General features: G+C 67.8%; 22 protein-coding genes and 1 pseudogene. 9 read left to right on the top strand and 14 right to left on the bottom strand.

Features of this window, described 5'->3' with window-relative positions; all coding sequences use genetic code 11:
- Nucleotides 1-2 precede the first annotated feature (2 nt).
- Genes hemW through rph form a run of 3 tightly spaced genes read right to left on the bottom strand, consistent with a single transcriptional unit; the run spans nt 3 to nt 2,478 of the window.
- Nucleotides 3-1,157 carry a radical SAM family heme chaperone HemW gene (gene hemW / locus PBT88_RS12130; RefSeq protein WP_270075604.1) on the bottom strand — a complete coding sequence of 385 codons (1,155 nt, stop codon included), beginning with the start codon at nt 1,155-1,157 and terminating at the stop codon, nt 3-5.
- A gap of 5 nt (nt 1,158-1,162) precedes the next feature.
- Nucleotides 1,163-1,765 (bottom strand): RdgB/HAM1 family non-canonical purine NTP pyrophosphatase, encoded by a 603-nt coding sequence (rdgB, locus tag PBT88_RS12125; RefSeq protein ID WP_270075603.1) that lies wholly within the window; start codon nt 1,763-1,765, stop codon nt 1,163-1,165.
- Entirely contained in the window at nt 1,762-2,478 is a 717-nt protein-coding gene (gene rph / locus PBT88_RS12120; RefSeq protein ID WP_270075602.1) for a ribonuclease PH, read from the bottom strand. Before rph ends, rdgB begins: the two co-directional genes overlap by 4 nt.
- A gap of 127 nt (nt 2,479-2,605) precedes the next feature.
- Here rph and hrcA point away from each other — a divergent pair, with 127 nt between their 5' ends.
- The 3 genes from hrcA (at nt 2,606) to PBT88_RS12105 (ending at nt 4,867) form a co-directional block, all read left to right on the top strand.
- Nucleotides 2,606-3,664 (top strand): heat-inducible transcriptional repressor HrcA, encoded by a 1,059-nt coding sequence (hrcA, locus tag PBT88_RS12115; RefSeq protein WP_270079246.1) that lies wholly within the window; start codon nt 2,606-2,608, stop codon nt 3,662-3,664.
- Nucleotides 3,661-4,221 (top strand): nucleotide exchange factor GrpE, encoded by a 561-nt coding sequence (gene grpE, locus PBT88_RS12110; protein WP_270075601.1) that lies wholly within the window; start codon nt 3,661-3,663, stop codon nt 4,219-4,221. Before hrcA ends, grpE begins: the two co-directional genes overlap by 4 nt.
- Nucleotides 4,222-4,372: 151 nt before the next feature.
- Nucleotides 4,373-4,867, top strand: a complete 495-nt coding sequence (locus PBT88_RS12105) for a hypothetical protein (RefSeq protein WP_270075600.1) — start codon at nt 4,373-4,375, stop codon at nt 4,865-4,867.
- Between the two features lie 183 nt (nt 4,868-5,050).
- Here the strand turns inward: PBT88_RS12105 and dnaJ are convergent, their stop codons facing one another.
- Together dnaJ and dnaK are read right to left on the bottom strand one after the other, a co-directional pair.
- Nucleotides 5,051-6,166, bottom strand: coding sequence for a molecular chaperone DnaJ (gene dnaJ, locus PBT88_RS12100; RefSeq protein WP_270075599.1), 1,116 nt, complete (start codon nt 6,164-6,166; stop codon nt 5,051-5,053).
- 157 nt (nt 6,167-6,323) lie between these two features.
- Nucleotides 6,324-8,216, bottom strand: a complete 1,893-nt coding sequence (gene dnaK / locus PBT88_RS12095) for a molecular chaperone DnaK (protein ID WP_270075598.1) — start codon at nt 8,214-8,216, stop codon at nt 6,324-6,326.
- Between the two features lie 166 nt (nt 8,217-8,382).
- On the opposite strand from dnaK, the gene PBT88_RS12090 reads away from it, so the two are divergent.
- From PBT88_RS12090 to queG, 4 genes are read left to right on the top strand one after another with little or no spacing between them, the layout of a single operon-like run.
- Nucleotides 8,383-8,826 carry a copper chaperone PCu(A)C gene (locus PBT88_RS12090; protein ID WP_270075597.1) on the top strand — a complete coding sequence of 148 codons (444 nt, stop codon included), beginning with the start codon at nt 8,383-8,385 and terminating at the stop codon, nt 8,824-8,826.
- A 25-nt stretch (nt 8,827-8,851) separates the two neighbouring features.
- Complete coding sequence (locus PBT88_RS12085) at nt 8,852-9,316, top strand: vgr related protein (protein ID WP_407696457.1); 465 nt, start codon at nt 8,852-8,854, stop codon at nt 9,314-9,316.
- 60 nt (nt 9,317-9,376) lie between these two features.
- On the top strand, nt 9,377-9,637 hold the full coding sequence (locus PBT88_RS12080) for a hypothetical protein (RefSeq protein WP_270075596.1): 261 nt from the start codon (nt 9,377-9,379) through the stop codon (nt 9,635-9,637).
- A gap of 30 nt (nt 9,638-9,667) precedes the next feature.
- Nucleotides 9,668-10,798 carry a tRNA epoxyqueuosine(34) reductase QueG gene (queG, locus tag PBT88_RS12075; protein ID WP_270075595.1) on the top strand — a complete coding sequence of 377 codons (1,131 nt, stop codon included), beginning with the start codon at nt 9,668-9,670 and terminating at the stop codon, nt 10,796-10,798.
- Here the strand turns inward: queG and PBT88_RS12070 are convergent.
- A complete protein-coding gene (locus tag PBT88_RS12070) occupies nt 10,773-11,150 on the bottom strand; it encodes a hypothetical protein (protein WP_270075594.1) in 378 nt (125 codons plus the stop codon). The two genes, queG and PBT88_RS12070, sit on opposite strands and share 26 nt — an antisense overlap.
- A gap of 117 nt (nt 11,151-11,267) precedes the next feature.
- Here PBT88_RS12070 and PBT88_RS12065 point away from each other — a divergent pair, with 117 nt between their 5' ends.
- Complete coding sequence (locus tag PBT88_RS12065) at nt 11,268-12,263, top strand: adenosine kinase (RefSeq protein ID WP_270075593.1); 996 nt, start codon at nt 11,268-11,270, stop codon at nt 12,261-12,263.
- A 69-nt stretch (nt 12,264-12,332) separates the two neighbouring features.
- On the opposite strand, the gene PBT88_RS12060 is transcribed toward PBT88_RS12065, so the two are convergent.
- From PBT88_RS12060 to hisB, 8 genes and pseudogenes are all read right to left on the bottom strand, one after another.
- Nucleotides 12,333-13,916, bottom strand: a complete 1,584-nt coding sequence (locus PBT88_RS12060) for an amino acid permease (protein WP_270075592.1) — start codon at nt 13,914-13,916, stop codon at nt 12,333-12,335.
- Nucleotides 13,917-14,008: 92 nt separating this feature from the next.
- Entirely contained in the window at nt 14,009-14,389 is a 381-nt protein-coding gene (locus PBT88_RS12055; RefSeq protein ID WP_270075591.1) for a histidine triad nucleotide-binding protein, read from the bottom strand.
- A gap of 107 nt (nt 14,390-14,496) precedes the next feature.
- A pseudogene (locus PBT88_RS12050) lies at nt 14,497-14,805 on the bottom strand (phosphoribosyl-ATP diphosphatase); the annotation flags it as partial.
- Between the two features lie 50 nt (nt 14,806-14,855).
- A complete protein-coding gene (locus tag PBT88_RS12045) occupies nt 14,856-15,152 on the bottom strand; it encodes a PEP-CTERM sorting domain-containing protein (protein WP_270075590.1) in 297 nt (98 codons plus the stop codon).
- A gap of 124 nt (nt 15,153-15,276) precedes the next feature.
- Nucleotides 15,277-16,038: an imidazole glycerol phosphate synthase subunit HisF gene (gene hisF / locus PBT88_RS12040; RefSeq protein ID WP_270075589.1), complete on the bottom strand. Its 762-nt coding sequence runs from the start codon at nt 16,036-16,038 to the stop codon at nt 15,277-15,279.
- Nucleotides 16,035-16,784, bottom strand: a complete 750-nt coding sequence (gene hisA, locus PBT88_RS12035) for a 1-(5-phosphoribosyl)-5-[(5-phosphoribosylamino)methylideneamino]imidazole-4-carboxamide isomerase (RefSeq protein WP_270075588.1) — start codon at nt 16,782-16,784, stop codon at nt 16,035-16,037. Before hisA ends, hisF begins: the two co-directional genes overlap by 4 nt.
- Nucleotides 16,781-17,404 (bottom strand): imidazole glycerol phosphate synthase subunit HisH, encoded by a 624-nt coding sequence (hisH, locus tag PBT88_RS12030; protein ID WP_270075587.1) that lies wholly within the window; start codon nt 17,402-17,404, stop codon nt 16,781-16,783. Before hisH ends, hisA begins: the two co-directional genes overlap by 4 nt.
- Complete coding sequence (hisB, locus tag PBT88_RS12025) at nt 17,401-18,021, bottom strand: imidazoleglycerol-phosphate dehydratase HisB (protein ID WP_270075586.1); 621 nt, start codon at nt 18,019-18,021, stop codon at nt 17,401-17,403. The genes hisH and hisB overlap by 4 nt, the downstream gene beginning before the upstream one ends.
- A 101-nt stretch (nt 18,022-18,122) precedes the next feature.
- Between hisB and PBT88_RS12020 the strand changes: the two genes are divergently transcribed.
- Nucleotides 18,123-18,602, top strand: a complete 480-nt coding sequence (locus PBT88_RS12020) for an SspB family protein (protein ID WP_270075585.1) — start codon at nt 18,123-18,125, stop codon at nt 18,600-18,602.
- The last annotated feature ends 1 nt before the right edge of the window (nt 18,603 follow it).

The following is an 18,603-nucleotide window of genomic DNA, read 5'->3' as shown; positions in this document are numbered from 1 at the left end:
GGCTAGCGGACGATCTCCGCGAGGATGCCGTCGAGCAGCAGCATGCCGGGCTCCTGTACGGTGAGCCGGTCGCCCGTCCGCGCGATCAGGCCGTAGCCGGCGAGGCGATCGATCGCGCGGGTATCGATGATCGCATCGATGCCCAGGCCGGTTCGCTCGGCGATGCGAGCGAGGTCGATCCCTTCGCCGAGCCGCAGCCCCATCAGCAGGGCTTCCTCGGCGCGCATCGTCGGCGCCAGCAGCTCCTCGCTTTCGAGGCCATGGCCGTTGCGGGCGACGGCGGCGAGCCAGTTCTCCGGCTTCTTGCGGCGGAGCGTGGCGAGACCACCGCGCCGGCCATGCGCGCCGGGGCCGACGCCGAGATAGTCGCGATAGCGCCAATAGGTGAGATTGTGGCGGCTCTCGGCACCCGGCCGTGCGTGGTTGGAAATCTCATAGGCCGGGATGCCGGCCTGCGCGGTGACGGCGCGGGTCAGTTCGAACAGGTGGGCGGCTTCGTCGGTATCGAGCGTCGGCAGCTCGCCCTTGGCCGCCATCGCCGCGAAGCGTGTGCCCGGCTCGATGGTGAGCTGGTAGAGCGAGAGATGCTCGGTGCCGAAGCCGAGCGCGCGATCCAGCTCGGCCAGCCATTGCGCTTCGGACTGGTTGGGCCGCGCATAGATCAGATCGACGCTGACCCGGCCGAACGCGGCCTGCGCGGTGTCGAGCGCGGCCAGGCTCTCGGTGACGCTGTGCGCGCGGCCGAGGAAATGCAGGGTCTCGTCGTCCAGCGCCTGCAAGCCGAGCGACACCCGGTTCACGCCAGCGGACGCCAGCGCCCGGAAGTTGGCGGCTTCCACCGACGACGGGTTGGCCTCCAGCGTGATCTCGATGCCGGGCGTGAAACCCCAATGGCGTTCGGCGGCGTCGAGCACGGCGGCGACCGTCGCCGGTGCCATCAGCGAGGGCGTGCCGCCGCCGAAGAAGATCGATCCCAGCGGCCGGCCGGGCGTCAGCGCCGCCTCATGGGCCAGATCGGCGAGCAGCGCGTCCCGCCACGCCGCCTCGTCAATCTCGGCGCGGACATGGCTGTTGAAGTCGCAATAAGGGCATTTGGAGACGCAGAACGGCCAGTGGACGTAGAGTGCCAGCGGCTCGCGCCCATCGGTGTCCGGCATCGGCGTCAGAACACCGCCGCGACCAGCTTGCGGAACGCATCCGCACGGTGGCTCATGGCGTGCTTCCGGTCCGGGTCCATTTCGCCGAAGGTGACGTCATGGTGCCAGGGCTGGAACAGAGCGTCGTAGCCGAAGCCCTTGTTCCCGCGCGGCGGCCAGACGAGATGACCATCGACGCGACCCTCAACCGTGACGATATGCCCGTCGGGCCAGCACAGCGACAGCGCGCAGACGAAGTGCGCGTCGCGGCCCGCATCCGGTCCCTTGGCGGCGAGATTCTTCTCGACCAGCTCCATCGCCATGCCGAAATCCTTGCCCGGCCCCGCCCAGCGCGCCGAGAAGATGCCGGGATCGCCGCCGAGCGCCTCCACGCACAGGCCGCTATCGTCGGCGAGCGCGGGGAGGCCGGTGAGATCGGCGGAGAAGCGGGCCTTCAGTTCCGCATTGGCGGCGAAGCTGGTGCCGGTCTCCTCGGGCTCGGGCACGTCAAGTGCGCCGGCCGAGACGATGTCCATGCCATAGGGGCCGAGCAGGGCGGCGATCTCGGGGATCTTGCCCTTGTTGTGGCTGGCGATCACCAGCCGCCCCGGCTCCAGCCGGCGCTTCACCGTCCGGTGGCCTTCAGCTGCGCCGCGAAGATTTCGGTGCAGCCGATGCGGGCAAGGCGGAGCAGGCGGAGCAGCGCCTCCTCGTCATAGGTCGCGCCTTCGGCGGTCGCCTGCGCCTCGGCGATGTTGCCGTTGGAGAGCAGCACGAAATTGCCGTCGGCATGGGCGTTCGAATCCTCGATATAATCGAGGTCGAGCACCGGCGTCCCTTCGTAGATACCGCACGACACGGCCGCGACCTGCGCGGTGATCGGGTCTTTCTCCAGCTTGCCCTCGGCGAGCAGCGTGTCGACCGCGAGGCGCAGCGCCACCCAGGCGCCGGAGATCGAGGCGGTGCGGGTGCCGCCATCGGCCTGGATCACGTCGCAATCGAGCGTGATCTGGCGCTCGCCGAGCAGCGTCATGTCGCAGACCGAGCGCAGCGAACGGCCGATCAGCCGCTGGATTTCCTGGGTGCGGCCCGATTGCTTGCCCTTGGCCGCTTCGCGGTTGCTGCGGGTGTGGGTGGCGCGGGGGAGCATCCCATATTCGGCGGTCACCCAGCCCTGGCCCTTGCCGCGCAGGAAGGGCGGCACGCGCTCCTCGATCGAGGCGGTGACCAGCACCTTGGTGTCGCCGAAGCTGACCATGCAGCTGCCTTCCGCATGGCGGGTGGCGTTGGGCGCGATGGTGATGGCGCGCATTTGATCGGGCGCACGGCCGGAGGGACGCATGGGGACTCCTGTGATGAGATGCGGGCGCTGTAGCGGCTCGCTGCGCGACTTACCACGTATCAGTTGAGGGCGCGTATCGGTGGGGCATGTATCGGTTGAGACGGGGCGTCCTTGTCCCTACATTCGCCTGATGGGTCCAGCCGTCCTCGAAATGTCCGATCGTGCGCGCAGCGTGTTTCGCGTGGTGGTGGAATCCTATCTCCGCTCGGGCGCGCCGGTCGGATCGCGGACCATTTCGCAACTGTCCGGCCTCAACCTGTCGTCGGCCTCGATCCGCAACGTCATGCAGGATCTGGAGGAGGCGGGCCTGCTCGCCGCGCCGCACATCTCGGCCGGGCGGATGCCGACCGAGACCGGGCTGCGCCTGTTCGTCGACGGCATGATGCAGGCGGACGAACCGTCCGAGGACGAACGCGCCGCGATCGAGCGGGGGATCGGCGGTGCCCATGGCGTCATGGTCGGGCCGATCGAGGATGCGCTGGCAGCGGCGTCGGCGGTGCTGTCCGGCCTGTCGGCCTGCGCCGGGCTGGTGCTGGTGCCCAAGCAGGAGCCGATCCTGCGCCAGTTCGCCTTCGTGTCGCTCAGTCGCGAGCAGGCGCTGGCGGTGCTGGTCGGCGCCGACGGGACGGTCGAGAACCGGGTCGTCGATCTGCCGCCCGGCACATCCCATGCCGCGCTCACCGAAGCGGCCAATTATATCAGCGCCGAGCTGGCCGGGCTGACCCTCAGCCAGGCGCAGGCCCGGCTGACGGCGGAAATCGGCCTCGGCCGTGCGCGCCTCGATCATGCCAGCCACGATCTGGTCGAGCGCGGCCTGGCGATCTGGTCGATCGACGGCGCCGATCGTCCGGTGCTGATCGTGCGCGGCCAAGCCAATCTGCTCGATCCGTCGGTGACCGACGATCTCGATCGCGTCCGCCAGCTGCTCGACGAGCTGGAGGGCAAGGAGGAGATTGCCCGGTTGTTGGATGGCGCGCGCAACGGCTCTGCGACCAAGATCTTCATCGGATCGGAGAACAAGCTCTTTGCGTTATCCGGTTCCTCGATTATCGCCGCGCCATACCGTGCCCGTGAGGGCCGGGTGGTGGGCGTGGTCGGCGTGATCGGGCCCACGAGGTTGAATTATGCGCGTGTCGTACCGATGGTGGATTTCACCGCACACGCACTTTCCAGGCTGATGGCATGACCGAAGAAATCAAGAATACCGAAGAGACCCTCCGCACCGAGACAGCCGAGGCCGCGCCCGAAGTGGCCGAGCACGACAAGCTGCGCGCCGAGATCGAGGAGGCGAAGCAGCAGACCCTCTATGTGCAGGCCGAGATGCAGAATCTGCGCCGCCGCACCGAGAAGGAGGTGGCGGATGCCCGCGCCTATGCAACGTCCGGCTTCGCCCGCGATCTGCTGTCGGTCTCCGACAATCTGACCCGCGCACTGGCCGCGATCCCGGCCGAGATGCGCTCCGACGACAAGCTGAAGCCGCTCGTCACCGGCATCGAGATGACCGGCAAGGAGCTGGAATCGGTGTTCCAGCGCAACGGCATCACCCGCATCGAGGCGGTCGGCCAGCCGCTCGACCCGAACAAGCATCAGGCGATCATGGAGATGGAATCGGCCGATGCCGCGCCGGGCACCGTCGTCCACGAGATGCAGACCGGCTGGATGATCAAGGATCGGCTGCTGCGCGCGGCGATGGTCGGGGTCGCCAAGGCGCCGGATGCCGCCGGGGTCGATACGACCGCCTGATAGGATCGCCTGATAGGACTGTCTGACGCGAAGGGCTGTCGAAGCGCGCACTGGCGTTAAAGTTTTTTCAGCAGGGCGTGACACCTTGAAGACGGGCTGAACATTAACACATGGGTTGATGCGAGGGGCCACCCTTCGACTGGAGCTGGCTATGAAGATGATTCACGGATTGATGGCCGCGGCAAGCGGCGCGCTGCTGATGGTCGCGGCGCCTGCCATGGCCGGCCCGCACGGTGGCGGCGGCGGCGGCGGCGGTTTTCATGGTGGCGGCGGTGGTGGCGGTGGCTTCCACGGCGGCGGTTTCCAGGGAGGCGGCTTCCAGGGCGGCGGTTATCATGGTGGCGGCAATGGCGGCTGGCATGGCGGCGGCGGCCGTGGTGGCTGGGGCGGCCATGGCGGCTGGGGCGGCCATGGTGGCTATTATGGCCGCGGCTGGGGCGGTGGTTGGGGCGGCTATTACGGCTATCCGATCGGCTTCGGGCTCGGCTATGGTTGGGACAGCTATCCCGGTTGGGGCGGTTATGACGATTGGGGCGGCTATTATGGCGGCGACGGCTGGGGCGACGCCTATGGCTATGACGGCTATGATGGCTGTCCGCCGGTCTGGGATCCGTCGCTCAGCAGCTATGTTCCGGGCTGCAATTAGAGCGCGGATCGGCATCCGGTCGCGCTCGGCCGGCCAATGACGATATGACAATCACGATATGACGAGGGGCGGCCGCAAGGTCGCCTTTTTCATGTCCGTGCCGAAGCGATGGAAGTGAATGCGGGGCGAGGGCACGGCAAGGCACGCCGGATGGGCCGTGCAGGCCATCCGGCGTGCCTCGGCTTATTCCCCGAACATGCCCTTGAGCTTGTCGAAGAAGCCGGTGGAGGCCGGGCATTCCTCGCCGGTCTCGGTCTCGCGGAACTGCTGGAGCAGTTCCTTCTGCCGGGCCGACAGCTTGGTGGGCGTTTCGACCGCGATCTCGATCACGAGGTCGCCACGGCCGCGCCCGTTGAGCACGGGCATGCCCGAACCGCGATGGCGCAATTGCTTGCCGGACTGGATGCCGGCCGGGATCTTGATCAGCGTGGTCTCGCCGTCGAGCCCCGGCACCTCGATCTCGCCGCCGAGCGCCGCCGTGGTGAAGCTGATCGGGCAGTGGGCGCCGAGATTGGTGCCGTCCCGCTGGAAGATCGCATGTCGCTTGACGTGCAGGAAGATGTAGAGATCGCCCGGAGGCGCGCCGGGGCCGCCGGCCTCGCCCTCGCCGGTGATACGGATGCGGGTGCCCTCGTCGACGCCGGCGGGGATCTTCACCTCCAGCGTCTTCTCCTTGTCGACCCGCCCTTCGCCGCGGCAGGCCTTGCAGGGATCGGCGATCACCTGTCCGGCGCCATGGCAGGTCGGGCAGGCGCGCTCGATCACGAAGAAGCCCTGCTGGGCCCGCACCTTGCCGTGCCCGGCGCAGGTCTGGCAGGTCTTGGCCGAGGTGCCGGGCTTGGCACCGGTGCCCGCGCAGACGTCGCAATTCGCGGCGACATCGACGGTGACCGACGCGGTCTTGCCGTGGAACGCATCTTCCAGCGTGATTTCCATGTCGTAGCGCAGGTCGGCGCCGCGACGCGGGCCACCGCGCTGCTGGCGGCCGCCGCCCATGAAATCGCCGAACACGCTCTCGAAGATGTCGGAAAAGCCCTCGAAGCCCTGCTGGCCGCCACCGCCGCCGCCGCCGTTACGGAAGGCCTCATGGCCGAAGCGATCATAGGCCGCGCGCTTCTGCGGATCCTTCAGGCAATCATAGGCTTCCGAGATGGCCTTGAACTTGGCTTCCGCTGCGGCGTTGCCCGGATTCTTGTCCGGATGATGGATCATCGCCAGCCGCCGATAGGACGACTTGATCACCTTGTCGTCGGCGGTGCGCTCGCACTCGAGCAGTTCGTAGAAATCGATTTCGGTCATGAATGGCCCTGCGCAGCGCTCTCACTCACCTGTCGTGTCATCCCGGCCGGTGCCAGGTCTCGCGAAGTGGGCGCTGCGCTCCACCGATCGAGATGCCGGCCCGTGCCGACATGACCGAAAGGGGCGAGGGGGCATATCGCCCGCCTCGCCCTTCCGCTTACTTGGTGTCGTCGACTTCCGAGAATTCGGCGTCGACCACATCGTCCTGCTTCGGCGCTTCCGCACCCGGCGTAGCGCCGGCGGCCTGCTCCTTCTCGTAGATCGCCTGGCCGAGCTTCATCGACACCTGCGCGAGCGCCTGCGCCTTCTCGGTCATCGCGGCGGGCTCGCCACCCTCGACCGCGGTCTTGGCCTCGGCCACTGCCGCCTCGATTTCGGCCTTGAGCGCCGCGTCGATCTTGTCGCCATGCTCCTCGAGCTGGCGCTCGGTCGAGTGGATCAGGCCTTCGGCGTTGTTCTTCGCCTCGGCCGCCTCGCGACGCTTCTTGTCCTCCTCGGCGAACTTCTCGGCGTCCTTGACCATCTGGTCGATGTCGCCGTCGCTGAGGCCGCCCGAGGCCTGGATCTTGATCTGCTGCTCCTTGCCGGTGCCGCGATCCTTGGCCGAGACGTTGACGATGCCATTGGCGTCGATGTCGAAGGTCACTTCGATCTGCGGCACGCCGCGCGGCGCCGGCGGGATGCCGACCAGATCGAAATTGCCGAGCATCTTGTTGTCGGCCGCCATCTCGCGCTCGCCCTGGAAGACGCGGATCGTCACCGCATTCTGATTGTCTTCCGCGGTCGAGTAGGTCTGGCTCTTCTTGGTCGGGATCGTGGTGTTGCGGTCGATCATCCGGGTGAACACGCCGCCCAGCGTCTCGATGCCCAGCGACAGCGGGGTCACATCGAGCAGCAGCACGTCCTTGACGTCGCCCTGGAGCACGCCGGCCTGCACCGCCGCGCCGATCGCGACGACCTCATCCGGGTTGACGCCGGTGTGCGGCTCCTTGCCGAAGAAGTCCTTCACCGCCTGGCGGACGCGCGGCATGCGCGTCATGCCGCCGACGAGGACGACCTCGTCGATCGCATCGGCCTTGAGGCCGGCGTCGGCCAGAGCCTTCTTGACCGGCTCCATCGTGCGACGGACCAGATCCTCGACCAGCTTTTCGAGATCCGAGCGCGTGATCGTCTTGACCAGATGCTTCGGGCCATTCTGATCTGCGGTGATGAAGGGCAGGTTGACCTCGGTCGACTGCGCCGACGACAGCTCGATCTTCGCCTTCTCGGCGGCTTCCTTCAGACGCTGCAGCGCGAGCTTGTCCTTGGAGAGGTCGATGCCCTCGTCCTTCTTGAAACCCTCGGCCAGATATTCGACGATCTTGTTGTCGAAATCCTCGCCGCCCAGGAAGGTGTCGCCGTTGGTCGACTTCACCTCGAACACGCCGTCGCCGATCTCGAGCACCGAGATGTCGAAGGTGCCGCCGCCGAGATCGTAGACCGCGATGGTCTTGCCGTCATTCTTCTCGAGGCCATAGGCCAGCGCGGCCGCGGTCGGCTCGTTGATGATGCGCAGCACCTCAAGGCCGGCGATCTTGCCGGCGTCCTTGGTCGCCTGGCGCTGGGCGTCGTTGAAATAGGCCGGCACCGTGATCACGGCTTGGGTGACGGTCTCGCCGAGATAGGATTCGGCGGTTTCCTTCATCTTCTGCAGGGTGAAGGCGGAGACCTGCGAGGGCGAGTAATCCTCGCCGCCGGCCTGGACCCAGGCGTCGCCGTTCGGGCCCTTCACGATCGTGTAGGGCACCAGCTCGGTGTCCTTGCGGGTGATGGGATCGTCGAAGCGGCGGCCGATCAGGCGCTTCACTGCGAAAATCGTGTTGGTCGGGTTGGTGACCGCCTGGCGCTTGGCCGGCTGGCCGATCAACCGCTCGCCATCCTTGGTGAAGGCGACGATGGAGGGGGTCGTGCGCGCGCCCTCCGCATTCTCGATCACCTTGGGCTTGCCACCTTCCATCACAGCGACGCAGCTGTTGGTGGTGCCCAGATCGATTCCGATAACCTTAGCCATTCAATATCCCCGTAAACTCTCTCGATGGTCGACGAGCCTCTCGTCCCCCCTCATCAAGCGAAGGACGAGAGGAATGCTCCGTGCGGCGATATAAGAAGCCCTGCGCTTGCTGCAAGCGTGTCGCGGCCCTAATCCGCAAGGCGTAACGATCGGGGACAGTTGCGTGATGCGTTTCGCCCATGTCGCGCCGGTGATGCTGCTGGTTCTGGCGGCCTGCCATCATGAGGCGACGCTGTCGGCGGATCATGGCTGGGTGCGGCTGCCGGCCGTGCCGGGCCATCCGGGCGCGGCCTATCTGGTGATCCATGGCGGGCCGGTTCCCGCGCGGCTGTTGGCCGTGGAGAGCAAGGCGGCAGGGGCCAGCGAATTGCATGAGAGCATGGCGACGGGCCGCGGCGGAGCGACCGGCATGGCCCGGCTGGACGGGGTCGATGTGCCGGCGCATGGCGAATTGCGCTTCGCGCCCGGTGGCCGCCACGTCATGCTGTTCGGGCTCAGCCCGGCGTGGAAGGCGAAGGGCCGGATGCCGCTCAGCCTGCGGTTCGCGACGGGACAGTCGTTGACGGTGGATGCGATGGTGGTCGGCGCTGGCGACGCGGCGCCTTATTGATGCGGCGCCTTATTGATAATGACGGATGGGTATGACGGACGACAGGCGCGGATTGACGCTGGGCGAAACCGCCCTGGCCCATCTGATATTCGGCGATGCGATCGATTATGCGGCGGTGCGCCTGCACCATCGCCGCTGGTTTCCCTTTCAGCCGCGCGAGACGGTGATGGCGCCCGACGGGGATATCTGGATACCGGCGGGCAGTTCGGCATGGTGTGGTGACTTTTCCTCGGCGAGCCTGTCGATGCAGGGGCTCTTCATCCACGAGATGACCCATGTCTGGCAGGCGCAGCGCGGCGGGCGCTGGTATCTGCCGCTCGCGCGCCATCCCTTCTGCCGCTATTCCTACCATCTCAAGCCCGGCAAGCCGTTCCGCCGCTACGGCATCGAGCAGCAGGCGGAAATCGTTCGCCATGCTTGGTTCGCGCGGCACGGCGGCGGCAAGGCGGCGAGCGAGCTGGAAGCGATCCTGCCCTTCCGCCACGCCTGACGCCTCAATTCCGCCGCGCTGACCGATCAGGATGGCGTCCAATCGAGGATCGGGGTCGCCATGTCACGTCTGTTTCTGATCGCCGCCTGCGTGCTGCTGTCCGGCTGTGTCGTCCATACCGCCTATGACGTCGCCACCGCGCCGGTGCGGGTCGGGTCCAAGGTGGTGGACTGGAGCACGACCAGCCGTTCGGAGGCGGATCGCAACCTCGGTCGCAAGGTCCGCAAGCAGCAGAAGCGGGACGAGAAGGAAGCGCGCAAGCAGGCCAAGCGCGACCGCGCGCAGGGCGAGGACCAGCAGGGTTATGCCGGGCCGCGTTGATTCGGCGTCGCGCCCGCTTATGAGAATGACATGTTACCGCCGACGACCCTGACCGAACGCCTGAAGGCGGAGGCGCTGCGCCTCGGCTTCGTCGCCTGCGGGGTGACGCGGGCGGTGGATGACCCGTTGCCAGGCGAACGCCTCGCCGAATGGCTGGCGGACGGCGCGCATGGCGAGATGGGCTGGATGGAGGCCCGCGCCGACTGGCGGCGTTCTCCGAAGGCGCTGTGGCCCGAGGTGCGGTCCGTGGTCGCGCTGGGGATGAGCTATGCGCCGCCCGAAAACCCGATGCGGCTGGCCGACGAGCCCGAGACGGCGCGCATCTCGGTCTATGCCCAGGGGCAGGATTATCACGATATCGTCAAGAAGGCGCTGAAGGCGCTCGCCCGCTGGCTGGTGGTGGAGGGCGGCGGCGCGCTCAAGGTCTTCGTCGATACCGCGCCGGTGATGGAAAAGCCGCTGGCGATGGCGGCGGGGCTGGGCTGGCAGGGCAAGCACACCAATCTGGTCAGCCGCGATCATGGCAGCTGGCTGCTGCTCGGCTGCGTGATGACCGAGCTGGAACTCGATCCCGATCCACCCTCGCGGGACAGTTGCGGGTCGTGCGATGCCTGCCAGGTGGCGTGCCCGACCAACGCCTTCCCCGCACCCTATAAGATCGATGCGCGGCGCTGCATCTCCTACCTCACCATCGAACATGCCGGCCCGATCCCGCACGATCTGCGCGAGGGAATCGGCAATCATGTCTATGGCTGCGACGATTGCCTGTCGGCCTGCCCGTGGAACAAGTTCGCGGTCTCGGCGCGCGCCAACATGGCGTTTGCGGCCCGCGCCGAACTGGCGGCGCCGCAGGTCGGCGATTTGCTGGCGCTGGACGATGCGGGCTTCCGGCAGGTCTTCTCGGGCTCGCCGATCAAGCGGATCGGGCGCGACCGGATGGTACGCAACGCCGCGATCGTGGCCGGCAACAGCGGCAACGCCGGGCTGGCGTCCCAGCTGGAGCCGCTGCTCGACGACCCGGCGCCGGTGGTGCGGGGCGCGGCCGTCTGGGCGCTCGGCCGGCTGGGGATGCTCGATCCGGCACGGGCGGACGGCGAGGAGGACGAGCAGGTCAGGTCGGAATGGGACGTCGCGCTCAGGGCGCCGCATCGCGCCGGCTGAGCGACGCGATGCAGGAGGCGCGATCGATATCGTCGCCCGAAGGCAGGCGCGCGTCGATATAGGTCACCACCGGCTCGGCGCCGGTCTTTTCGGCGATCAGATAGGCATCGAGCACGCAGGCCGGCCCGACGAACTGCAACTTGCGCGCCTGGCCCTCGCGTCCGTCGAGATCGGCGGGGCCGAACAGGGCGGCGAGCTGCGCCGCGGTCTTGCCCACGACCCGTTGCAGGCCGGCCTCGCGCATGTTGGCGGGCTTCTCGGACATGGGGGCGGGGCCGGCCTGCCCGGTCGGGGCGGTACAGGCGGCGAGCGCCAGCGGCGGCAGCAGGGCGAGGAGCGGGCGGCGAATCATGCGTCCCACCTGCCACGCCCGTGGGTCGCCGCAAACAGGCTCGCGCGCCATGCCGCAAAGATTGCGCGCCGGCCCGTCGGTCGCTAGGCGCCGACCGACGCCTTTTCGGAGAATTTCGTGACCGATACCACGCTCGACATCATCGCCATCGGCAACGCCCTCGTGGACGTGCTGTCGCCGGCGGGAGACGATTTCCTCGCCTCTCAGGGCCTTACCAAGGGCGCCATGCAGCTGATCGACGCCGATCGCGCGACGTCGCTCTATTCGCACATGGGCCCGGGCAAGGAGATTTCGGGCGGTTCGGCCGGCAATACCGTCGCCGGTGCGGCGATGATGGGCGCGCGCTGCGCCTTCATCGGCCAGGTCGCGAAGGACCAGCTCGGCGAGGTCTTCGTCCATGACCTGCAGTCGCAGGGGATCGATTTCACCGTCGCCCCGCGCGATGCCGACATCCCGACTGGGCGCTGCCTGATCCTGGTCGGCGAATGCGGCGAGCGGACGATGAACACCTATCTCGGCGCGGCGCAGTTCCTGCCGGCATCGGCGGTCGACGAGGCGCAGGTGGCCTCGGCCAAGGTGCTGCTGCTCGAAGGCTATCTGTGGGATCCGGCCGAACCGCGCGCGGCGATGCAGGCGGCGATCAAGATGGCGCGCAAGGCCGGCCGCCAGGTCGCGCTCGGCGTGTCCGCCGTGTTCTGCATCATGAACCACCTCGCCGACTTCACGGCGCTGGTCGACCAGGGCGACATCGATATCCTGTTCGCCAACGAGGAAGAGCTGCTGGCGCTGACCGGCGCGGCGGATTTCGACGCGGCGATGGATGCGCTGGCGGCGAAGCTGCCGCTGGTCGTCGCGACGCGCGGCAAGGATGGCGCCTGGGCGGCATCGGGCACCCAGCGTTTCCATGTGCCGGCCGAGCCGGTCGACCGCGTGGTCGACACCACCGGTGCGGGCGATCTTTTCTCGGCCGGCTATCTGGTCGGCCATGTGCAGGGACGCCCGGTCGAGGATTGCCTGCGGATGGGCGCGATCGCGGCGGCCGAGGTGATCTCGCATTATGGCGCGCGGCCGGAGCAGGATCTCAAGGCGTTGATCGCCGCCAAGCTCGGCTGATCTTCCGGAGGCATGAAAAAGGGGCGGGTGGCGATGGTGCCACCCGCCCCTTTTTGCGTCCGTTCCCGATCAGCGGTGGGTGGCGTCCGGCGCGGCTTCGCCGCTGTCGTCGATCACGCCGCGGCCGACAAAAGAGCGCGAGCGGCTGTAGAGGAAATAGACCAGCAGGCCGAGTATGCCCCAGATCGGGAGCACCAGGATCGCGGTCAGCGGCAGCGACAGATAGAGCGCGATGCAGCCGATGATCGCGAGCGGCGCCACGATCCAGACGAGCGGCGTGCGGAACGGCCGCTTGCGGGCCGGGTCGGTCTTGCGCAGCACCATCACCGATACCGCCACCATCAGGAAGGCGAACAGCGTGCCGGAGTTCGAATAGTCGGCCAGCTTGCCGACCGGCAGGAAGGCGGCGGCGATCGTCGCGGCGGCGCCGGTGACGTAGGTGACGATGTGCGGCGTGCGGAACTTCGGATGCACGCTCGCCAGCTTGGTGGGCAGCAGGCCGTCACGGGCCATGGTGAAGAAAATGCGGGTCTGGCCGTACATCATCATCAGCACGACCGAGGGCAGCGCAAGGACGGCGGCGAGGCCGACGAACCAGCCGAAGATCGGATGGCCGATCACCTGGAGGACATGGACCAGCGCCTCCTTGGAGCAGACCAGCGGCTCGATCGCGCCGCTCGCCGTGATCGCGGCGCAGCGGCCGGCCATCTCGGCCGAACCGGGCTCGAGCAGCGCGCCATTGGCGCCGGTCACCGGCTGCGAGCCGATCGCGCCGATCGCGCCGGAGGCGACCAGCAGATAGAAGATGGTGCAGACGACGAGGCTGCCGATCAGGCCGATCGGCACGTTGCGCTGCGGGTTCTTGGTTTCCTCGGCCGCGGTGGAGACCGCGTCGAAGCCCACATAGGCGAAGAAGATCGAGGCGGCGGCGCCGAACACGCCGATCGATCCGGTCGGCAGGAAGGGCTCGAAATGGGCGGTGTTCATCCCCGGCCAGGTCAGCGCTACGAACAGCAACAGCGCCGCGATCTTGATGCAGACCAGAATGGCGTTGACGAAGGCGCTCTCGGTGGTGCCGAGCACCAGCAGGCCCATCACCGCGATCGAGATCAGGACGGCGGGAAGATTGATCCAGCCGCCGACCGTCTCCGCCGTGGTCAGATCAACCGACGGGGCCGCGCCGAACGCCAGCTGGATGTGCGCCATCAGCGCATCGGCGTTGCTGATGATCGCCGGGAAATGAAAGCCCGATGCGCTCAGCAGGCCGACCGCATGGTTGGACCAGCCGACCGCGACCGCGCTCGCGCCCACCGCATATTCGAGGATCAGCGCCCAGCCGACCATCCAGGCCAGCAATTCGCCGACCACGGCATAGGTATAGGTATAAGCGGAGCCGGCCACCGGCACCATCGAGGCCAGTTCGGAATAGCAGAGTGCCGCCACCGCGCAGACGAAGCCGGCGACGATGAAGCTCAGCAACATGCCCGGCCCGGCCTTCTGCGCGGCCTCCGACGTCAGCACGAAGATACCCGTGCCGATCACGGCACCGATGCCGAGCAACGTCAGCTGGAAAGCCCCCAAAGAACGGTGCAGCGATTTTTTTTCCGCGGTCGCGAGGATCGCGTCCAGAGACTTTACTCTGCCGAAGATCATCAATTTTTCCCCATGAGGCTTCGCCCTGTGGCGCGCCGTCTTATGGGGACGGGAGCCTAGCGGCTGATCAGGATCGCGCAAGCGGCGATGCGTCAGCCGCGTGACAGCATCGCGCCGAGCGGGCGTCCGCCGAACAGATGGACATGGAGATGCGGCACCTCCTGATGGCCATGTGCGCCGATATTGGCGAGCAGCCGATATCCCGGCGCCACCAACCCGTTGTCCCGCGCGACCTGGCCGACGGCGCGGACGAAGCCGGCGATCTCGGCCTCGGACGCCGTCGCCGAAAAATCGTCCCAGGAGACATAGCGCCCCTTGGGAATCACCAGGATGTGGATCGGCGCCTGCGGCGCGATATCGTGGAAGGCGAGCGCGAAGTCGTCCTCGAAGACCTTCTGGCACGGGATCTCGCCGCGTAGGATCCTGGCGAAGATGTTGGCGTCGTCATAGGGCAGGGTGGCGTCGATCGGCATCAGCCCCTCCGGATACGTGGACGGTCGTCATCGGCCGAGGCCTCGCCCATGGCGAGGCTGGGGCCGGTGTCGATGGGCGGCGTGGCTGCGATCGGCTTGGGCACCGCCCGTGCGGCCTTCTCGTCCAGCCCGGAGACGCCTTCGCGTCGATCGAGTTCGGCCAGCACGTCGGCCAGCGGCACCCCGCTGGCTTCGAGCAGGACCAGGAGATGGAAGAGCAGATCGGCGGCTTCGCCGGTGACCGCCTTCGGATCGCCGGCCATTGCCGCGATCACGGTCTCCACCGCTTCCTCGCCCAGCTTCTGCGCGATCTTGGGCAGGCCCTTGGCGAACAACGAGGCGGTGTAGGAGGCGCCGGCGTCGGCGCCCTTGCGGGCGGCGATGGTGGCGGCGAGCCTGGATAGCATATCGACCATCCGGCCGCCTTATCGGGCGGCCGGTGGTCGGGTCAATCGCCGGGCGTCATTCAGCCGCGGCGCTTGGCGCGCGCATGGAACTTGCGGCCGATGATGACGCCGGCGGCGCCCATCAGCAGCAGGATCGCGTCGCCGGGCTCCGGCACCGAGGTGGCGCCGCCCGAGGACGAACTGCTGGAACTCGGCATCCCGCCCGACGAGGTGGAGCTGTGCCCACCGGACGAGGACGAGGTGGAGCCATGGCCCCAGCCGCCCGACGACCCGCCGAAGGAGCCACCGGCCTGCGCCGGCGTGATGGAGATCGCAGTGACGGCCGCGGCCGCGAAAAGAAGATGGGCGAATTTCATGTCGACACTCCCGACCCGAATTGTCGCCTTGGCGAGCGAATCACGCCCTGCGACGGGCCGATCCTATAAGGAGGGTGCGATGCGGCATGGTTGTTTTTGCTGCCGCCTGTTTCGTTTTGGGACGTCAGCTGCGGACGGGCAGCCCGGCTTCGGCCAGCGCCGCGCGCGCCTGTGCGACGCTGTGCTGCCCGAAATGGAAGATCGAGGCCGCCAGCACCGCCGAGGCATGGCCTTCGGTGACGCCCGCCACCAGATGATCGAGATTGCCGACGCCGCCGCTGGCGATCACCGGCACCGAAACCGCATCGGAGATCGCGCGGGTGAGCGCGAGATCATAGCCGTCACGCGTGCCGTCCCGATCCATCGAGGTGATCAGCAATTCGCCGGCCCCGCGCGCGGCGAGATCGCGGGCATGGGCGATGGCGTCGATCCCGGTCGGCTTGCGCCCGCCATGGGTGAAGACCTCCCACTGGCCCGGCCCGACATGGCGCGCGTCGATCGCGCCGACGACGCATTGCGCGCCGAAGCGCTCGGCCATCTCGCCGACCAGCGCCGGTCGCGCGACGGCGGCGGAGTTGACCGCCACCTTGTCGGCGCCGGCGAGCAGCAGCGCGCGCGCGTCCTCCACCCGGCGCACGCCGCCGCCGACGGTGAGCGGCATGAAGCAGACCGACGCGGTGCGCGCCACCACGTCGAGGATGGTGCCGCGCTCCTCATGGCTGGCGGTGATATCGAGGAAGCAGAGTTCGTCGGCCTGCGCGGCGTCGTAGATCCGCGCCTGCTCGACCGGATCGCCGGCATCGGCGAGATCGACGAAGTTGACGCCCTTGACCACACGCCCGCCCGCCACGTCGAGGCAGGGGATGACGCGGACGCGGACGGTCATGCCTGCGCCATCCTCAGCGCGTCGGCCAGATCGAGGCGGCCGTCATAGAGTGCCCGGCCGGTGATCACGCCCTCGATGCCGCCTTCCACGATGCCCGAACGCGCGATCATCAGCGCCTCGATATCCTCGATCCCGGCGACGCCGCCGCTGGCGATCACCGGAATGGCGCTGGCGTGGGCGAGGGCCTGCGTCGCCTCGACGTTGCAGCCCTTGAGCAGGCCGTCGCGACCGACATCGGTGAACAGCAAGGCGGCCACCCCGACATCGGCGAACCGCTCGGCGAGATCGACGACACGGACCTCGGAGACGTCGGCCCAGCCCTTGGTGGCGACGAAGCCGTCCCGCGCATCGACCGCGACGACGATGCGGCCGGGAAGATCGCGCGCCGCCTGCGCGACGAAATCGGGATGGTCGAGCGCGGCGGTGCCGATCACCACCCGGTCGACGCCCAGGCCGAGCCAGCGATCCACCGCAGCGCGGTCACGGATGCCGCCGCCGAGCTGGACCTTGCCGGGGAAGGCCGCGACGATCGCCTCGACCGCGGTGGCGTTGACGGCCTTGCCGGCGAAGGCGCCGTCGAGATCGACGACATGGAGGTGGGTCGCCCCGGCTTCGGCGAACAGCCGGGCCTGATGCGCGGGATCGTCGCCATAGACGGTGGCGCGATCCATATCGCCCTCGGCGAGACGGACGACCTGCCCGCCCTTGAGATCGATGGCCGGGAAGATGATCAGAGGCGCGGTCATGGCTTCCACTCCAGGAAACGGTTGAGCAGAGCGAGCCCATAGGCCTGGCTCTTCTCGGGATGGAACTGGACGCCGAGCATATTGTCGCGGCCGACCGCGGCGGTCACCTGGCCGCCATGATCGGTCGTCGCGATCAGATCGGCCGGCAGATCGGCCGGATCGGCGAGATCGAAGGCGTAACTGTGCAGGAAATAGGCCTCGCCCGGCACCAGCAGCGGATGCGCGCGCCGGGGCACGACGTCGTTCCAGCCCATATGGGGCACCTTGAGGCCGGGGGTCTCGGGCAGGTGGCGGACGGTGCCGTCGATCCAGCCGAGGCCGGGGAAGATGCCCATCTCCTCGCCGGCATTGGCCATCAGCTGCATGCCGACGCAGATTCCCAGGAAGGGCACGCCACCGTCGATGACGCGCGCGTTCATCGCCTCGATCATGCCCGGCAGCGCGGACAGCGCCGCCATGCAGGCCCCGAAGGCGCCGACGCCCGGCAGCACGATCCGGTCGGCGGTACGGACTAGATCGGGATCGGCCGTCACCGCAACGTCCGTCGCGCCGGCCGCCCGCAGGGCATTGTCCACCGAGCGCAGATTGCCCGCGCCATAATCGATCAGGGCCAGCGTCATTGCGCGTCGCCGCTGCCTCCGGCCGAGCCTCCCAGCGTGCCCTTGGTGGACGGCACCTGATCGGCCTTGCGCGGATCGACCTCGATCGCGGCGCGGAGCGCGCGGGCGAGTGCCTTGAACGCGCTCTCCACGATATGATGGTTGTTGCGGCCGTAGAGCGTCTCGACGTGCAGCGTGATGCCGGCCGCCTGCGCGAAGCTGTGGAACCAGTGCTCGAACAATTCGGTATCGAAATCGCCGAGCTTCGATTGGCTGAAGGCGGTGCGGAAGACCAGATAGGGTCGGCCGGAGATGTCGATCGCGGCACGGGTCAGCGTCTCATCCATCGGCGCATAGGCCGAGCCGAAGCGCTGGATGCCCTTGCGATCGCCGAGCGCCTTGCTGAACGCCTCGCCGATCGCCAGCGCCGAATCCTCGGTCGTGTGGTGCTGATCGATGTGAAGGTCGCCCTTCGCCTCGACGGTGAGGTCGATCAGCGCGTGACGCGACAATTGTTCGAGCATGTGATCGAGGAAACCGATCCCGGTCGAGATCCGGTAGATTCCGGTGCCGTCGAGATCGAGTGTGACCGCGATCTGCGTCTCGGTCGTCTCGCGGCGGACAGTGGCGCGGCGCATCGTCAGTCTTCCCGGCTGAATAAAGGCGCGGTCCTCATAGCGTGGTCCTTCCCCGACGCAACGCCTTGACCGTCGCGGCGGGCGCGTTCAGTTACTGCCACATGACCGAACCGACCGTAGCAGACAGCCTGATTCCCTATGACGAGATCGTGCAGGAGGCACTGCGCGCCGTCGTCGGCCGTGTGCTGGGCGAGGTCGAGCGTGCCGGCGGCCTGCCCGGCGAGCATCATTTCTACATCACCTTCAAGACGCAGGCTCAGGGCGTGGACATTCCGCTCCACCTCAGCCAGCGCTTTCCCGACGAGATGACGATCGTCATCCAGAACCGCTATTGGGAGCTCAAGGCCAACCCGGACGGCTTCGAGGTCGGCCTGTCGTTCAACCAGGTGCCGGCCAAGCTGATCGTGCCGTTCGCGGCCGTCACGGGCTTCGTCGATCCGGCGGTGAATTTCGCGCTCCAGTTCCAGGCCCAGTCCGAGGATGGCGACGCCGAGCCGGCCGAGCCCGAGAATGACACCCCGATCGCGACCAGCGAGGATGGCTCGAACGTGGTTTCGGTGGATTTCACCCGCAAGAAGTGAT

The sequence above is a fragment of the Sphingomonas abietis genome, from assembly GCF_027625475.1.
Classification (GTDB): domain Bacteria; phylum Pseudomonadota; class Alphaproteobacteria; order Sphingomonadales; family Sphingomonadaceae; genus Solisphingomonas; species Solisphingomonas abietis.
This window is presented reverse-complemented; position numbering and strand designations above follow the sequence as displayed.

Bases quoted from the DNA above. Each gene is read 5' to 3' on its own strand.
- PBT88_RS12085 (WP_407696457.1), top strand. From the start codon at position 8,852: ATGGGTATGACGGACGACAGGCGCGGATTGACGCTGGGCGAAACCGCC.
- rph (WP_270075602.1), bottom strand. From the start codon at position 2,478: ATGCGTCCCTCCGGCCGTGCGCCCGATCAAATGCGCGCCATCACCATC.
- dnaK (WP_270075598.1), bottom strand. From the start codon at position 8,216: ATGGCTAAGGTTATCGGAATCGATCTGGGCACCACCAACAGCTGCGTC.
- hisA (WP_270075588.1), bottom strand. From the start codon at position 16,784: ATGACCGCGCCTCTGATCATCTTCCCGGCCATCGATCTCAAGGGCGGG.
- hisF (WP_270075589.1), bottom strand. From the start codon at position 16,038: ATGACCGTCCGCGTCCGCGTCATCCCCTGCCTCGACGTGGCGGGCGGG.
- dnaJ (WP_270075599.1), bottom strand. From the start codon at position 6,166: ATGACCGAAATCGATTTCTACGAACTGCTCGAGTGCGAGCGCACCGCC.
- PBT88_RS12090 (WP_270075597.1), top strand. From the start codon at position 8,383: ATGCGTTTCGCCCATGTCGCGCCGGTGATGCTGCTGGTTCTGGCGGCC.
- grpE (WP_270075601.1), top strand. From the start codon at position 3,661: ATGACCGAAGAAATCAAGAATACCGAAGAGACCCTCCGCACCGAGACA.
- PBT88_RS12045 (WP_270075590.1), bottom strand. From the start codon at position 15,152: ATGAAATTCGCCCATCTTCTTTTCGCGGCCGCGGCCGTCACTGCGATC.
- PBT88_RS12020 (WP_270075585.1), top strand. From the start codon at position 18,123: ATGACCGAACCGACCGTAGCAGACAGCCTGATTCCCTATGACGAGATC.
- hisH (WP_270075587.1), bottom strand. From the start codon at position 17,404: ATGACGCTGGCCCTGATCGATTATGGCGCGGGCAATCTGCGCTCGGTG.
- PBT88_RS12105 (WP_270075600.1), top strand. From the start codon at position 4,373: ATGAAGATGATTCACGGATTGATGGCCGCGGCAAGCGGCGCGCTGCTG.
- PBT88_RS12080 (WP_270075596.1), top strand. From the start codon at position 9,377: ATGTCACGTCTGTTTCTGATCGCCGCCTGCGTGCTGCTGTCCGGCTGT.
- PBT88_RS12070 (WP_270075594.1), bottom strand. From the start codon at position 11,150: ATGATTCGCCGCCCGCTCCTCGCCCTGCTGCCGCCGCTGGCGCTCGCC.
- PBT88_RS12055 (WP_270075591.1), bottom strand. From the start codon at position 14,389: ATGCCGATCGACGCCACCCTGCCCTATGACGACGCCAACATCTTCGCC.
- hemW (WP_270075604.1), bottom strand. From the start codon at position 1,157: ATGCCGGACACCGATGGGCGCGAGCCGCTGGCACTCTACGTCCACTGG.
- PBT88_RS12060 (WP_270075592.1), bottom strand. From the start codon at position 13,916: ATGATCTTCGGCAGAGTAAAGTCTCTGGACGCGATCCTCGCGACCGCG.
- hisB (WP_270075586.1), bottom strand. From the start codon at position 18,021: ATGCGCCGCGCCACTGTCCGCCGCGAGACGACCGAGACGCAGATCGCG.
- queG (WP_270075595.1), top strand. From the start codon at position 9,668: ATGTTACCGCCGACGACCCTGACCGAACGCCTGAAGGCGGAGGCGCTG.